General features: G+C 42.1%; 14 protein-coding genes and 1 pseudogene. 10 read left to right on the forward strand and 5 right to left on the reverse strand.

The annotated features are described in order from the left end of the window. Positions 1–903 (reverse strand): ComEC/Rec2 family competence protein (locus tag NCCP2222_RS08955; protein WP_248511607.1); only part of this gene is annotated, 903 nt, incomplete at its 3' end. Positions 904–1,033: 130 nt separating this feature from the next. On the opposite strand from NCCP2222_RS08955, the pseudogene NCCP2222_RS20720 reads away from it, so the two are divergent. Beyond that, positions 1,034–1,396, forward strand: a pseudogene (locus NCCP2222_RS20720) (GNAT family N-acetyltransferase); the annotation flags it as partial. 113 nt (positions 1,397–1,509) lie between these two features. Here NCCP2222_RS20720 and NCCP2222_RS08965 read toward each other — a convergent pair. Further along, on the reverse strand, positions 1,510–2,832 hold the full coding sequence (locus NCCP2222_RS08965; RefSeq protein WP_248511610.1) for a sodium-dependent transporter: 1,323 nt from the start codon (positions 2,830–2,832) through the stop codon (positions 1,510–1,512). 156 nt (positions 2,833–2,988) lie between these two features. On the opposite strand from NCCP2222_RS08965, the gene NCCP2222_RS08970 reads away from it, so the two are divergent. Further along, on the forward strand, positions 2,989–3,495 hold the full coding sequence (locus NCCP2222_RS08970) for a TspO/MBR family protein (protein WP_248511612.1): 507 nt from the start codon (positions 2,989–2,991) through the stop codon (positions 3,493–3,495). A 62-nt stretch (positions 3,496–3,557) separates the two neighbouring features. Here the strand turns inward: NCCP2222_RS08970 and NCCP2222_RS08975 are convergent, their stop codons facing one another. Both NCCP2222_RS08975 and cax read right to left on the reverse strand, forming a co-directional pair. Next, positions 3,558–3,974, reverse strand: coding sequence for a pyridoxamine 5'-phosphate oxidase family protein (locus NCCP2222_RS08975; RefSeq protein WP_248511613.1), 417 nt, complete (start codon positions 3,972–3,974; stop codon positions 3,558–3,560). 72 nt (positions 3,975–4,046) lie between these two features. Beyond that, positions 4,047–5,099 (reverse strand): calcium/proton exchanger, encoded by a 1,053-nt coding sequence (gene cax, locus NCCP2222_RS08980; protein ID WP_375709170.1) that lies wholly within the window; start codon positions 5,097–5,099, stop codon positions 4,047–4,049. Positions 5,100–5,643: 544 nt separating this feature from the next. On the opposite strand from cax, the gene NCCP2222_RS08990 reads away from it, so the two are divergent. From NCCP2222_RS08990 to NCCP2222_RS09005, 4 genes are all read left to right on the forward strand, one after another. Beyond that, entirely contained in the window at positions 5,644–6,033 is a 390-nt protein-coding gene (locus NCCP2222_RS08990; RefSeq protein ID WP_248511617.1) for a DUF3139 domain-containing protein, read from the forward strand. Between the two features lie 161 nt (positions 6,034–6,194). Next, complete coding sequence (locus NCCP2222_RS08995; protein WP_248511619.1) at positions 6,195–6,401, forward strand: YuzF family protein; 207 nt, start codon at positions 6,195–6,197, stop codon at positions 6,399–6,401. A gap of 275 nt (positions 6,402–6,676) precedes the next feature. After that, the gene (locus tag NCCP2222_RS09000; RefSeq protein ID WP_248511620.1) at positions 6,677–7,078 is read left to right on the forward strand and encodes a VOC family protein; all 402 of its coding nucleotides are present in this window, start codon (positions 6,677–6,679) and stop codon (positions 7,076–7,078) included. 255 nt (positions 7,079–7,333) lie between these two features. Further along, positions 7,334–7,585, forward strand: coding sequence for a hypothetical protein (locus NCCP2222_RS09005; protein ID WP_248511621.1), 252 nt, complete (start codon positions 7,334–7,336; stop codon positions 7,583–7,585). Between the two features lie 10 nt (positions 7,586–7,595). On the opposite strand, the gene NCCP2222_RS09010 is transcribed toward NCCP2222_RS09005, so the two are convergent. Further along, a complete protein-coding gene (locus NCCP2222_RS09010) occupies positions 7,596–9,323 on the reverse strand; it encodes an ABC transporter substrate-binding protein (protein ID WP_248511622.1) in 1,728 nt (575 codons plus the stop codon). Positions 9,324–9,429: 106 nt separating this feature from the next. Between NCCP2222_RS09010 and NCCP2222_RS09015 the strand changes: the two genes are divergently transcribed. The 4 genes from NCCP2222_RS09015 to NCCP2222_RS09030 all read left to right on the forward strand — a co-directional run bounded on the left by NCCP2222_RS09015 (position 9,430) and on the right by NCCP2222_RS09030 (position 13,990). Next, positions 9,430–10,644 (forward strand): MFS transporter, encoded by a 1,215-nt coding sequence (locus tag NCCP2222_RS09015; protein WP_248511623.1) that lies wholly within the window; start codon positions 9,430–9,432, stop codon positions 10,642–10,644. Positions 10,645–11,001: 357 nt separating this feature from the next. Next, a complete protein-coding gene (locus NCCP2222_RS09020) occupies positions 11,002–12,237 on the forward strand; it encodes a diaminopropionate ammonia-lyase (RefSeq protein WP_248511624.1) in 1,236 nt (411 codons plus the stop codon). 27 nt (positions 12,238–12,264) lie between these two features. Next, positions 12,265–13,428: an acyl-CoA dehydrogenase family protein gene (locus NCCP2222_RS09025; protein ID WP_248511625.1), complete on the forward strand. Its 1,164-nt coding sequence runs from the start codon at positions 12,265–12,267 to the stop codon at positions 13,426–13,428. Between the two features lie 4 nt (positions 13,429–13,432). Continuing rightward, a complete protein-coding gene (locus NCCP2222_RS09030) occupies positions 13,433–13,990 on the forward strand; it encodes an SLOG family protein (RefSeq protein WP_248511626.1) in 558 nt (185 codons plus the stop codon). The last annotated feature ends 316 nt before the right edge of the window (positions 13,991–14,306 follow it).

The raw sequence follows: 14,306 nt of genomic DNA on the forward strand, positions 1-14,306 counted from the left end.
TACCGGCTGTTTTGCTGGAGCTTTTGCTGCCGGTTTGCTTGCAGCTGGGGCTGATGAAGACGCCGATTTACCGCAGCTATTTGCCACAGTGTGTTTAACGCCATTTGTGGTAACTGTAATATCACAATCGACTGCCGTTCGATAGATTCTAGCTCCGACATTTTGCAATCGTTTCTCTACAACGGAGCTGGGGTGGCCGTACGCATTATTCTTGCCATAGGAAAGGACTGCCACACTTGGCTTTACGTTGCTAATAAACGCTGCTGAGCTGCTTGTTTCGGAACCATGATGGCCATTTTCCAGAACAGTCGCTTGTACATTGTATTTAGAACGAATTCCATTCTCAATTTCCGAGCTTGCATCTGCCATAAGCAGGAATGAGACTTGATTGTATGTTGCCTTCAGCACTATGGATGCATCGTTCGTATCCTCGGCAAGTTCATTGACATGCAATACCCGTATCATCATATTCGGATCCAGTGCAATCTTGTCTAATTCCTTAGGTACCTGAAACGGAATGTTTTTCTTATCAACCAATTGCAGCATATCGTAATAAGTTTGTGTCGTATGCACTTTACCGCTGTCAAAAAATTGACCAATTTGGAAAGTATTCAATACATCGATCAAACCGCCGATATGATCAGCATCAGGATGCGTGGCAACGACTACATCCAGCTTTTTTACTCCTTTGCTCTTTAAGAAAGAAACAACGGTCTTTCCTGCTGTTTTCGGCCCTCCATCAACGAGCATATTTTTCCCGTTAGGTGCCTGAATTAACACTGCCTCCCCTTGCCCAACATTAATAAAATGGACTTTCAATTCACTTGTCGCAGCTTCTGAAGAAGCGGGCAAGATGCAAAGCAGTAAAAGCAAAGTTGCTAGTAACCGTATGATGTTTTTCATGATGACCCTCCTACTAGTATTCATCTATAATAATAGAATGGAGGACTCTTCTTTGTCTACAATAAAATGGATATTTTTACTAACCAAATTGGAGGTGTCACTTTTGAAAATAATTTCTATACAGGAAAACATGGAAAGATTTGAGGAATTCGTCTCTTCCTTCTGGGAGCAATGGGGAAACGAGACTAATATGATGTTTTATAAAGACTGCATGACCCATTCGGCAAGCTCTGCCGGTGATCTTCCGTCCTTTTACATTGCTATGGAGGACAAGAAAATCATCGGCACCTACGCCTTGCTTCGCAATGATTTAGTAAGCCGCCAAGACCTTTCGCCGTGGCTTGCCTGTCTTTATGTGGATCCTTCATTCCGCGGCAATTCGATCGGATCGAAGCTACTTACGCACGCCGTGCAGGAAGCAAGCCGGAAAGGATACGAAACTCTCTACTTAACAACTGATCATATCGGTTATTACGAAAAATACGGATGGACAAAGTTGGGGAATTGCTACGACCTATTCGGCAACCTGTCTTCCGTTTATCAAAAAGCAACAAAATGTTACGATAAAAAAAACGGTCGCAGGAATCCTTCGACCGTTTTGCACTTTTATTTAGTTAAAAATGAAGCAATGAATATGATCAATATCGCAAGAGGTGCTAGATACCGGACAATCCCCTTCCAGACCGAATGGAATGCACTACTCGTTTTCAATTCATCCGATGTATCCTGATTCGACATGACATAGCCGGCAAAGATGGAAATCAAGAATGCACCAATTGGCAAACCAAAACGACTCGTCAGCATATCTGCAAAATCAAAGAACGTTCCGCCTGGCAATTTCCAATTGGACAACACACCGAATGAAAGAGCACTCGGGATACCTACAACAAAGATTAGCGCACCAAACACCCAAGCAGCCCGCTTTCGACGATCGTGTTTCTTCCCGATGCCCGTAGAAACGACGATCTCCAACATTGAAATGGAAGAAGTCAATGTAGCAAATAACATTAAAATGAAAAATACAATCATAAAAATTCCGCCAAACGGTATTTCATTAAAAATAGCCGGTAAAATGACAAAAATCAGCCCTGGCCCTTCACTTGGCGAGTGCCCAAGCGCAAATACTGCAGGAAAGATGACTATACCCGCCAACACGGAAATAAAAATATTTAATATCGAGACATTCCATGCAGACTGTCCAAGCCGTTCTTCCTTCGGCAAATAGGATGCATACGTCATCATCGCTGTAACCCCTACACTCAAAGAAAAGAATGCTTGACCGAGCGCCAGCAAGAACGTCTTACCAGTTAAGTAACTCCAATCAGGTATGAACAAGAAACGGATCCCTTCCATCGCACCTTCGAGTGTCAGCGAACGAATTGCGAGCAGTATAAAAAAGATGAACAGCAGAGGCATCATCCATCGACTGGCCCGTTCAATTCCCCCTTTAATCCCGCCTTGCACGATCCATACCGTCAGTAGCAAGAATACCGCCTGGCCAGCTAAGACCTCGACAGGATTAGCAATAATATTACTAAACAGCATTCCATAATCAGAGCTGTTCAATCTAAAAAATATAGCCCGGACCAAATAGGATAAAATCCATCCGCCCACAACACTATAGAAAGACAATAAGATGAACGATGAGATAACGCCCATCCAGCCAATCCAATACCATTTCCGTCCAGGGGCGAGTATTTTCAACGACGTAACCGCATCATGCTGTCCACGTCGACCAATGATGAATTCAGCTAATAAAATCGGAAGTCCTATCGCAACTGTACATAAAATGAATAACAACAGAAACACACTACCGCCATTCGATCCTGTCATGTATGGAAACTTCCATATGGCACCGAGCCCGATCGCACTGCCGGCCGCCGCCAATACAAATCCTATTTTCGAAGTCCACTGCTCTCTCTGCTTCAATCCAAACCACTCTCTCTTTGCTATACAGTACTAAATTTTGTTCAATTATAACGCATATTGCTGAAGTTTCCTTTATATTTATTATTCAGCAAACTTCTTGCCTCCTGTTTTAAAACGTTCTTCAAGGGAATGAGAGTAGTATATGGAGGTGTTTGAATGGAATTAGTTAAAGTGAATGGCAAACTGGATGGGAAACGGCTCGCGCTGACCGTCCTTGTTCCGATTATCGGAGGCTCTATTACTGGATGGCTGGCGAATCGGCATGCCCAGGAAAAATACAAAAAGCTGGAGAAGCCTTCCTTTTCTCCTCCCCCGTCCATCTTTCCAATTGCGTGGACAACACTTTACGGGTTAATGGGCCTAGCAAAATACCGGGTGCAAACGAAAAAAGAATCCGGTGCGAGTAATGATAATAAAGCCATACCGATGTATGATATTCAACTTGGTCTTAACTATTTATGGTCGTTCCTCTTTTTCAGATGGGGCTTGCGTGGGACCGCGCTTGTAGAAATGACAGTACTGTTAGGTGCCATCGCCTTGACAGCTTATGAATTTTATCAAGTTGATCGGACGGCCGGTACCTTGATGATTCCCTATATCGGATGGGTTATGTTCGCATTGACTTTAAATTATTCGACTTGGAAATTGAATGACCGCAAGTAATAAAAGCCCTTATCACGATAAAAGCTGTCCCATGTCCAATTGGCATAAGACAGCTTTTTGCTTTATGACAAGGAGATATCTTGTGGTTCTTCCCCTTTTTTATTCATTAAACGCATGGCAGTAGGCGTCACCTTCAAAATGACTAAATTTGGATCATCGGGACCATCAAACCAAGGTTTCATCGCATCATTCCAAATCTTTTCTTTTAATCCTTCTTCATCTGAAATAGTCACCGTTCCAGCAACCTCTAAAAAGGCATCCCCAAATCCTTCTCCATCGTAGCCAATTAGGATATGGGTATTCGGATTACTCTCCAGCTCATCCACTTTGTCAGTCTTTTTTGATGTGGCCGTGTAGAGAGTAAATCCGTCATTGAAGAACGTCATGTAACGGCTGAATGGCTTTCCCGCTTCTACAGTTGCCATTGTTCCGACATAGCTTTTGTCTAAAATTTTCTTTGCGGTTTCTTTTGCATCCATAGTAACACTCCTCATTTTTATGGTCTCTTCCTACTCTTCCTACTTTCAAGCCGTACTAAACATGCAGGAATTTCATAACAAATAAAAACCGATGCCGATAATGATATACGCTGCAAACAGGGTCAATCCCTCAAACCAGTTCGACTCCCCGTCATTCGTCAAGTTGATGACGAGAAGCGTTGCTGTAATCATGGCAATCAATTCAGGGATCGTAAACACAAGCGGCATTGACGTTTGCATAAATAACGAAACGATCACTAGAACTGGAGCGACAAACATGGCGACTTGCAAAGTGGAGCCGACTGCAATTTCCACTGAGACATCCATTCGATTTTTCATAGCCATCGTTATTGCGGAAAAGTGTTCTGCTGCATTCCCTACAATGGCAACAATAATGACACCGATAAATAATTCACTCCAGCCAAACTTTTCTCCCAGCGTCTCAAATGTGCCGACAAGCCGTTCGGAAACGAATGCAACGGCAATGGTAGAAATGAATAGAATGACAACCGCTTTCCATTTGGACCATTCCGGTTCTTCCGTTTCCACCTCCACCTTATCAGTTGAGGAAAAGACCCCTCGGTGAGTCACTAACTTGAAAAACAAACCTGCTAAATATAAAGCGATTAAAATAATTGATATACCGATACTAAGAGTGATCGTCGCCTTCTCATCCATGCTCATGGAGAATATCTCCGGTATGACAAATGCTACAATAACTGCAAAAATGAGCAGTCCCGAATTATAACGGGCATCATGAATGCTAAAGTTTTGGCGTTTATATTTAATGCCGCCCGTAAAGAAGGAGAGCCCTAACACGAGAAGCAAATTGCCCAGAACCGAACCAGTCAACGAGGCCAGTACAATCCCGATCAATCCAGCCTGCAAAGTGAAAAACGAAATAATTAATTCAACAGCATTGCCGAATGTAGCGTTTAGTAGACCACCCACCCGAGGGCCGCTGACAATCGCCAAGCTTTCCGTCGCTCTCCCAATATAGCCGGCAAGTGCTACAATGCTGACGCAGCATAATAAAAACATAACAATATCATTCCAATGCATAAAAGCGCCTAGCAGCACAAGCGGAACACCGACAAAAGCAAGCACCGCGAAAATACGATCCATCAAGATTCATCACCTCATTTTGCATACATACCATAAATCCCTTTCTAATGTTCCCTTTTTAGGAAGAGAACAAACAAGGATACCTAGCCATACAAAAGTCCTTTTCGAATATAAGGATGATATTACCATTGCAAAGAAATTTGGTGAGGTGTATTATATAAACATAAGCTGCATTGTTCGTATACACATTAAGTTTTAACCTTTAAGCTGTAAACGGGAGTTTTATATGAAAACCGGAATGGCAAGCCCAATCCATTATTGATTGGGACAAACAGGAACGTTTTTGCGAACACCCACTTTGAGGAGTGGTGGTTTAAAACTTTCTATGATTCGATACGGCAAAGGCGGCTTTTAAACCGTTCTTAATACGAGGCACTACTCTTCATTGAGTGGTGCCTTTTTTGTTAGATAAATGTGGAATGAAAAAATATCATCATAGCTTGAATATACCTTTCTCTTTTTCCACTTCTTCTTACATAATTCTACTACAATAAATTAAGGGGAGTTGATTACTATCTTTTCTTGGAATAGAAATAAAGTGCTGATGAAACTAGTGCTGATATTCCTTTTAGTTATTGGATTCATCTCTTTACCTAAAATCATTATTTATTTCCTCAATAACGGGAATCCATATGATAAAGCCGTTGTTACGAAACACGTCCCCACTTATTTAGAAAAACAAGGATACACAGATAGCGATATTTCGGAGCAACGATATTTGGAACCAAAGCATACGATTAACAGAAAGGTTCTTCATGGCCATTATGCAGTAATTTTTAACGACGAACCGGGATTGGAATATTATTATGGCGTGACAAAGTTTCGAAAAAAAGTAGTCCAGTTTTGCGGGAAAGAAGACCAGTTCGGGGAACTAATAACGAAAGAAACGAAACATAGTGAGAAAGATTGTTTAGATCAGTTTTCCAACAAATAGGTGTTTAAGCTGACAAATTTGAATGCAACAAATATGTCACGTAACAAAAGAAAAGGAGCCGTTCATTGCTATTCAATGAATGGCTCCTTTTGCTATGCGCTTGTCACCCGTCAGTTGTGCTTCGCATATGATTTCATGACGACAATGAAGGAGTGAAGATAATGGAATTACAGGCGGTTTATAATTACGATCCTTTCGTCTATGAGACATTACAATCAATTGTAGGTAAATTCATCGTTATTGAAACGACCCAAGGATCCATCGAAGGTACGATTAAAGCGGTAAAACCAGATCATGTTGTATTGACGGGACGCTCTAAGGATTTTTATGTGAGGATTGCGCAGATTGTTTGGCTCATGCCAGATTAATTAAATGAATGGGGGTAGCTCACCCTCTTTTTTTATTTCCATTAAGAGTTTTTATTCTTGTGGAGAAATTACGATGTTGAGGCTCTTACACTGGATACTTCCAACCAACTACATATGAATGTATTCGGCAACGAAAGCAAACAGTCTGGCATGCGAATTACATATCACCAGGCATGACGTTCAAATAACACAGGCAATCTATACTTTTTGCAGCTAATAAAAAGGTTTTTAACGGACCGCGGAGAATATATCAGAGGAAAAGGAGGAATTACATAGTGTCTAATTTCATATCCCATATCGCAACAGTAGAAATCCCAGTCTCCAACCTCGCACAATCGATTGATTTTTATACGGAAATTCTTGGGGTCACCGTCATCTTTCGAGGAGAGACGCAGGCCATGCTTTCATTTGAAGCCAAAGGCGTGCCGACCTTGTTCCTTGTGCAAACAGAAAACATGCAACGTCTTTCTTTTGTGAACTCCTTTACGGGTGTTGAGCATACTATTATTGATTTCTACACTGAAAATCTTGCGGAGTTTCGTCAGTGGCTGATGGAACGCAAAGTCGAAGTCGGAAGCCTGAACGTCAACGCAGAAAATGGACTTGGTGGTTTCGGCTTTAAAGACCCGGATGGTAATATGCTAAGCGCCTGTAATATTCTCCACGAACACCAGTAGGACTGGAAATTTCTCAACAGGCGAGGATCTGCCCTTCCTCGCCTTTTTTATTGGAGGCATGTTAATTTCCACTCCATCATAGTCTCTACAACTACTAAAAGATAAGGAGAGACAAACATTCGGAAAGTGATTCTTGTTTGTTTAACACTGTTACTCATTGTTTTGATTAGCTATGCCCTATGGAATCAGAGAGATACAAATGGTTCTCCGGAGTCCGAAGTAGACATTCCGGCAGAATATAACGAAGCCTTAATGATGGATAAAATAATTGAAGCAGATTTTTCGAACATCGTGTTTCAATCCCTTCAAGAAAAAGGCTACGAATTACATGAAAGTGCAGGCTACCAATTCATTTCGGACAAAAGGCAAGTCATCACATTATCCATGTACGACATCGATATCTATGATGAAAAAGTTGTTCAAGACATTCAACAGATAATCGATAGCGTCTCGCAGGAAAATGATTTTCCTCCATTCCACGTTGAGATCCACGTCATTCATCGCTAATTTCTTCTCACTACTGCTTTTTCCATACTTTCCGATAATCCACCCGGCCATTGCAATTCAATTTGATGTTAACATACTCACTTTTGTCAGGTTCGTACACTGCGTGAAAACGATGATTTAAAAATAGAATTGCATATTCAGATTTCAACAAGTCCTCTATTTCGCAATAGTACTTCCATTGAACCTGACTTTCTTGCGAACTCCTCATCAAACAAATTACTTCATCAATTTTTCTACGGACCTTTTCCGTAACCCATGGATAAATTGGAAAGGCAGGTGATTGAATTACTTGTAATAACGATATCATTTCATCATTGCCTAAAGCGATTCCGCCGATAAACAGATCATATGTCGAATTGTAATAATCACTGCATACAGCAGTAAAATCTACCAATTCCAGCTGAGACTTGATTCCAATAGCTTGTAGTTGCGCTTGTAACTGTTTTGCCGCTTTTACATGATTGGCATCCTGACGAATTCGCTGTACGCCAATTTTCAATTTTAAATTCTCAAAATGGATTTCGGGCACTCTATCTCTTGGAGAATTATGTTTTTCTAGAGAACGCGGTGTCAAAAAGCTGGTCGCCCTGAACTCATTATTATGTCCTTCATTCTTCATATCTTCCGGCATTAAACTTTCAAGGATTTGCTTCCGTATTTCTTTGCTTCTTAACGGCCCATCTTTCATGCAATTGCAACTAATGAACGAGGCTCCCTCTTCGATTTGCCTCACCTCTCTCCACGAAGAATTGGGTTGGTTCAATAAAAAGGGATGGTTTTGTCTTTTCTCATATTCAGCGGGTGCCTTAATAATTTCGATTCGATCCAGCCAAGGTCTTGTTGAAAAATAGGAAGCATTCACACCGAGCTGAATCATATTTTCATTATTGCATAGTACTTGGTATGGACCACTGCCAATCGGGAAGGATCGGAAGCTTCCTTCTTTCCCCTTCTCTATTGGGATAATGGAAGCTTTCATCGTTGCCAAACTTCGTGGGAATAAGTAATCCACCCGATTGAGCTCAAATTGAATGACCGTCTCATTGCAGATGGTTATGTTATTAATTTCTTTAAAAAGGCCGATTTCTTTCTGCAAACGAACAATGGTTAATTGTACATCTTCACTAGTCAGTTTTCTGCCATGATGAAAATGAATGCCTTTATGTAAATAGAATGTCCATTTCTTTCCGTCGGCAGATTCCCAATGATGGGCGATTCGAGGTATCAGCATTTCAGATTCCTCATTATACTCTACCAACCTATCAAAAATCTGCTGTACCATATGGGCGTCATGCCTGGATTTAATCAGCATAGGATCCATGATCAGCTGGGTATCGTAAAAAGGATATCGTAATGTATCCAGTTCTTCATCCTCTTCTCTTCCTTCCGATACGCCAAGTGAATTTGCAAACCACTCATAAAATGTATCCTTGGCAGATTGGCTGATCGTTTCGACAATTGCAAAAGCATCTCTATATCGGTCTGTTTCTGCAAGCCGTCTTGCTTCAGCAATTAAAACCTCCTCTTTTGACAGAAGGAGTGTCAATTTCGGTTTCTTCCCCCTCCCCCTCTCCGTCGCCCAGTGAACGACTTGTTCCTCATGTAGGGCAGCCATAATATTTTTCACGTGTCTTTCTGAACAATTTAACATACTTGCCAACAAGGCAATTGAAGTTTCTACTTTTGCCCCGTGTTCAAAGTGGTCAGACAATGTAAGCAAATGCTCGATATATCTCATGTCAACACTCCAATTAAAGGTGAAATATTATTTAATAAAGCAGCACTTTTTGTTCACCTTTTTCTATTCTATACTTCTTCTAGATCAAATGAAAGGAGAGGTACAGGTGAAACAGATTCGTGCAGAAGACGCATTATGGAAAAACAGAAATTTTCTATTCCTATGGGGGGGAACCACTTTATCCAGTTTCGGGATGCAAATGTATAGTATTGCGATTCCGTTGCTTATCTATGACTTAAGCAAATCAGCATTATCCATGAGCATAATGCGAGCCATTGAATTTTTCCCGAATATCTTCCTAGGAATGCTCGCCGGTGTTTTCGTTGATCGGTTGAATCGCAAGCGAATGATGGTTTGGACAAGTTTTATTCAGGTATTTTGTATGGCCGCCATACTTGGGTTGCTTCTGGCGAGACAGCTTGAAATATGGCATTTATACATAATTGGTTTTGTTCTTTCATCTGCCGGCTACACGTTTGGCAATGCAAATCATTCCGTCCTTCCCCAATTGATTTCTAAAGAGCAATTGACTTCCGCTAACGCAAAGCTGTCTCTTGTTGACACGCTAATTCGTATGATTGGTCCGGGTATCGCGGGTATGCTAATTGCGGCCTTTTCTTATGAATCAACTTTGTCCATCTATTTTGGCTGCCTGTTTCTGCTGTTTCTATTTATGCAGCTGCTTCAAGTGCCTCCAAAGGAAGTTAAAACCAATGAGAAGAATTCACTCTGGAAAGATATGAAAGAAGGGATTGACGAGCTGTTTCGCAACAAAACTTTATTGATTCCTACGATGACAGTCCTTTTCAGCAATTTCGCATCGAGTCTTGTAATTGGGGTGCTAGTCTTCTTTGCTACAGATGTGCTAGGGGCGGATTCCAAACAGATTGGCTTCATGTTCACGATATCAGCTATAGGCGGAATTGTCGGGGCCAGTGTCGTTGGAAAACTGCGCAAACGTTTTGGAAGAGGAACACTTTACACTTACTCAATACTGTTTGATATAACTGCCATGGCACTTTTGATTTTCTCGCAAACTTGGTGGATGATTGGAATCTCACTAGCAATTCGGACCTTTTCTACCACCCTATCAAATATTGTGTATTTTACAATACGTCAGGAATTTACGCCGAATCACCTGCTCGGCCGTGTCGCCGGAACATCTTCAATGCTTATGAAATTAACACTGCCTCTCGGTTTATTCATCTCGGGGTTATGGGCTGAATGGTTTTCCATCCGGATCTTATTTGTCATTTCAATGTTTATTTTCATAATGTTATTTCTGCGTTTGTTTAATCACCCCTTCCGCAAACTTATTTGAAAGGCATCCTTGGATGCCTTTCTAGTCCCTTTGCTATTAGTGTTTTTACCGCAACAGCAGACTTTTTTGAAAATACATCTTGAGGCTATTTTTTTGCATCCCCATCCCCCAACTCTCCTACATCATTTGCTCCCTTCTATTCATTCGACTCTAACGTTGATAAAAGAAATTATTACATTCCCAGATAGCAAGCATGCAATTTTGTATTCCAGGGTAACTATATTAAGAGACTCCAAACATACTTTGCAGAATAAACTTATAACTGAGGAAACTTCTTTATCCAGCATCCCGTTGGAAATGTTTCAATTTTTAAACCTATTACAGTAAGATAAGACTACAAGCAGAGGAGGCCATGGCATGACGAAACATTTAAGATGGACATTAAATAGATTTCATTCAAAAAGCTCTATCAATACGAATCTATTACCTTTTCAGCTTCAAACGATTAATCAGGTTAAAAGTTTTTTACGTACTCATCCAACCTATCAGGAGACTCCATTATATTCGTTAAAAAATCTCGCTACCCATCTGAACATTAGTAATATCGCGGTGAAAGACGAGTCTTTCCGCTTCGGGTTAAATGCTTTCAAAGGTATGGGAGGACTTTATGCAATCGGGCGTGTGATTGCTGAACGAGCTGGACTCAATCTACATTCGCTAACCTTCGATCAATTGTTGGAAGTACAAAAGAATCTTGAACAGATGACTTTTATTACTGCGACTGACGGCAACCACGGACGAGGAGTGGCGTGGGCTGCTAGCAAACTTGGACAAAAATCTTTGATTTTCTTGCCGAAAGGTTCTTCTCTATCGAGAATGCAAAGTATTGAGCAAGAAGGAGCAGAAGTTCAGATTACTGACATGAATTACGATGATACCGTTCGAATGTGTTCCAATTTGGCAAAAGAGAATAATTGGATATTGGTCCAGGATACAAGTTGGAAGGGATACGACGAGATACCATTATGGATTATGCAAGGGTATAGTGTCATTGCTTCAGAAATGACCGAGCAGCTACATAGGGAACAGATGGAACCGCCGACTCATGTAATTTTACAGGCTGGGGTCGGCTCCTTCGCAGCTTCCATGGCCGCTTATTTCACGAATGCGTATCCTGAGACTCCTCCACAAATCATTTTAGTTGAACCAGGAGCCGCAGATTGCTTCTTCCGATCCTTCACTACCCACGATGGACATATGGAACAAGTGAAAGGAGATTTGGCTACGATTATGGCTGGCTTGTCCTGTGGTGTTCCCAATCCTTATGCATATCAATTGCTCAAAAAATTGGCAGTTGCTACTTTTTCCTGTGCCGACTCCCTCTCTGCCTTAGGAATGAGAGTGCTCGGAAACCCGATTGGTGATGATCAAAGGACTGTTTCAGGCGAATCTGGTTCAATTCCGATTGGCTTGCTATACTATTTACGTACGACGGAGGAAGGGGCGGAAATTTGTAATGCCCTATCCATCGATGAGAACTCACGCTTTCTATGCGTCAGTACAGAAGGAGATACTGACCCTTCCTTCTATCGTGACATCGTTTGGAAAGGCTATTACTCCAACCTCCCTGCTTATTCAGAGATCATCAAATGATGTTTTTGATTGGATGTGTATTCAGTTATGAAGAAAGAACTTTTTATGAAATCGGATTTGCAACGAGAGTGGGTCGCCAAACTTGCTGAGTTGAAGGCATCCATCCAGGGCGAGGCAGTTGAAAACGATCGTCTTTCCAGGTTCCCTCGGAAGACAATTCAAACGCTTGTCGATATGGGCTACACCAAGCTTGGATTACCTAAGGAATATGGCGGAAGTGGAATGACTGTTTCCGATATGATCATGTTGCAAGAGACTTTGGCTTCATACGACGGTGCGACCGCGTTATCGATCGGATGGCATCAGGGAGTTGTCGGGGATTTATATGAACATCGGGCTTGGAAGCAAAATCTATTAGATCAATTTTCAATTGATGTACAAAACGGAGCGTTAGTAAACCGGGCTGTCAGTGAAGCGCAAACGGGCAGTCCCACGAGAGGTGGCCGGCCTCAAACGATCGCTATTTCAGTAGACGGCGGCTGGGAAATTACCGGCCGGAAAACCTTTACCTCTATGTCACCTGTATTGACTCATCTTCTCGTCACAGCTTGGGTTGAAGAAAAAAACGGGGTAGGAACCTTTTTGATCAAACGCTCTGCAGCTGGCATATCGTTTGACCCAACATGGGATATGGTCGGTATGCGGTCAACTGAAAGTCATGATCTGGTACTCGAGCAAGTATATGTAGGGGATGAACAGCTGGTTGAGTTTAATACAGCGCCTCGTACAGAAAAACTGAATGGCTGGCTTTTGCATATCCCGGCTTGTTACCTCGGAATTGCGCAGGCTGCGCGGGATTACGCAGTCCATTTCGCTGCTCATTATTCACCAAACAGCATTCAAGGGACAATCGCCACTTTGCCAAATGTCCAGGCGGCCATCGGGCAAATGGAGTTGGAATTAATTAAAGCCCGCCATATATTATATAGCACCGCGGAAGCCTATGACGATCATTCCAGAAGAGCTTATATGCAGCAGGAACTCGGTGTAGCGAAAGTGGCAGTGACGAATTCGGCCATATCGATTGTCGACCAGGCCATGCGCATTGTCGGGGCTAAAAGCTTGGAAATGTCTTGCCCGCTCCAGCGTTACTACCGCGACGTCAGAGCCGGTTTGCATAACCCGCCGATGGATGATATGGTCATTTCTAAATTGGCCAACCTCGCGATAAAAGAGGCTGAGAGGAAGTGATCGGATGCTGAAGCGGCTTGTTATTACTGGATATAAAGCACATGAGCTGGGAATCTTTAATGATAAGCACCCGGGCATACCAATTATCAAAAAAGCGGTGGAAAACCGGCTGCTTCCTCTCATTGAAACAGGTTTAGAGTGGGTGATCATCAGCGGACAGCCCGGCGTTGAGACATGGGCAGCGGAAGTTGCAATCGATCTACAGCTCGAATATCCAGAGCTCCAGCTAGCTGTGATCACTCCTTTTGAGGATCAAGAGAAAAATTGGAACGAGGCCAAACAGGAGGCCTATGAGAACTTGATGATCCATGCGGATTATACGGTCAGTCTTACGAAACGTCCATACGAAGCTCCTTGGCAATTCATCGAGAAGGATAAGTTTCTTCTTCGAAACTCAGATGGATTATTGCTTGTATACGATGAAGATAACGAGGGGTCGCCCAAGTTTATGAAGAAAATGGCGGTCTCTTATGCCGAGAAAAGTGATTACGAAGTAATTACCATTACGGCAGACGATTTACAGTTGGTTGCAGAAGATATGCAACGGCAGGATTGGAATTGATTACACAGATAGGTTAAATCCACCCATCTGTTTTTTTGTTAGGTATTATCCTGTATAAGAGTGGATTGAGGTAGAAGGGAATGTGCATGAGGATTTGGCGAGTTGAATGCTTGATTTTGCACTGCCCATTTGACGTAATTCGAATTAGGAGCGTGGAATCGGGAAACGGATGCCAATAACTCCGGTGGAACGCCATTAACTCCAGCTGAACGCCAATAACTACGGATAAACGCCATTAAATCGAATAACTCCCGCTGAACGACAATAAAGCGAATTTGGCACGCAGTCACCCAACCAGATTTACGAATGGGTTTAC

The sequence above is a fragment of the Sporosarcina sp. NCCP-2222 genome (assembly GCF_023168145.1).
Lineage (GTDB): Bacteria > Bacillota > Bacilli > Bacillales_A > Planococcaceae > Sporosarcina.

Coding starts and splice junctions, on each gene's coding strand:
- NCCP2222_RS08970 (WP_248511612.1), top strand. CDS start 2,989: ATGGAATTAGTTAAAGTGAATGGCAAACTGGATGGGAAACGGCTCGCG.
- NCCP2222_RS08975 (WP_248511613.1), bottom strand. CDS start 3,974: ATGGATGCAAAAGAAACCGCAAAGAAAATTTTAGACAAAAGCTATGTC.
- cax (WP_375709170.1), bottom strand. CDS start 5,099: ATGGATCGTATTTTCGCGGTGCTTGCTTTTGTCGGTGTTCCGCTTGTG.
- NCCP2222_RS08990 (WP_248511617.1), top strand. CDS start 5,644: ATGAAACTAGTGCTGATATTCCTTTTAGTTATTGGATTCATCTCTTTA.
- NCCP2222_RS08995 (WP_248511619.1), top strand. CDS start 6,195: ATGGAATTACAGGCGGTTTATAATTACGATCCTTTCGTCTATGAGACA.
- NCCP2222_RS09005 (WP_248511621.1), top strand. CDS start 7,334: ATGGATAAAATAATTGAAGCAGATTTTTCGAACATCGTGTTTCAATCC.
- NCCP2222_RS09010 (WP_248511622.1), bottom strand. CDS start 9,323: ATGAGATATATCGAGCATTTGCTTACATTGTCTGACCACTTTGAACAC.
- NCCP2222_RS09020 (WP_248511624.1), top strand. CDS start 11,002: ATGACGAAACATTTAAGATGGACATTAAATAGATTTCATTCAAAAAGC.
- NCCP2222_RS09025 (WP_248511625.1), top strand. CDS start 12,265: ATGAAGAAAGAACTTTTTATGAAATCGGATTTGCAACGAGAGTGGGTC.
- NCCP2222_RS09030 (WP_248511626.1), top strand. CDS start 13,433: ATGCTGAAGCGGCTTGTTATTACTGGATATAAAGCACATGAGCTGGGA.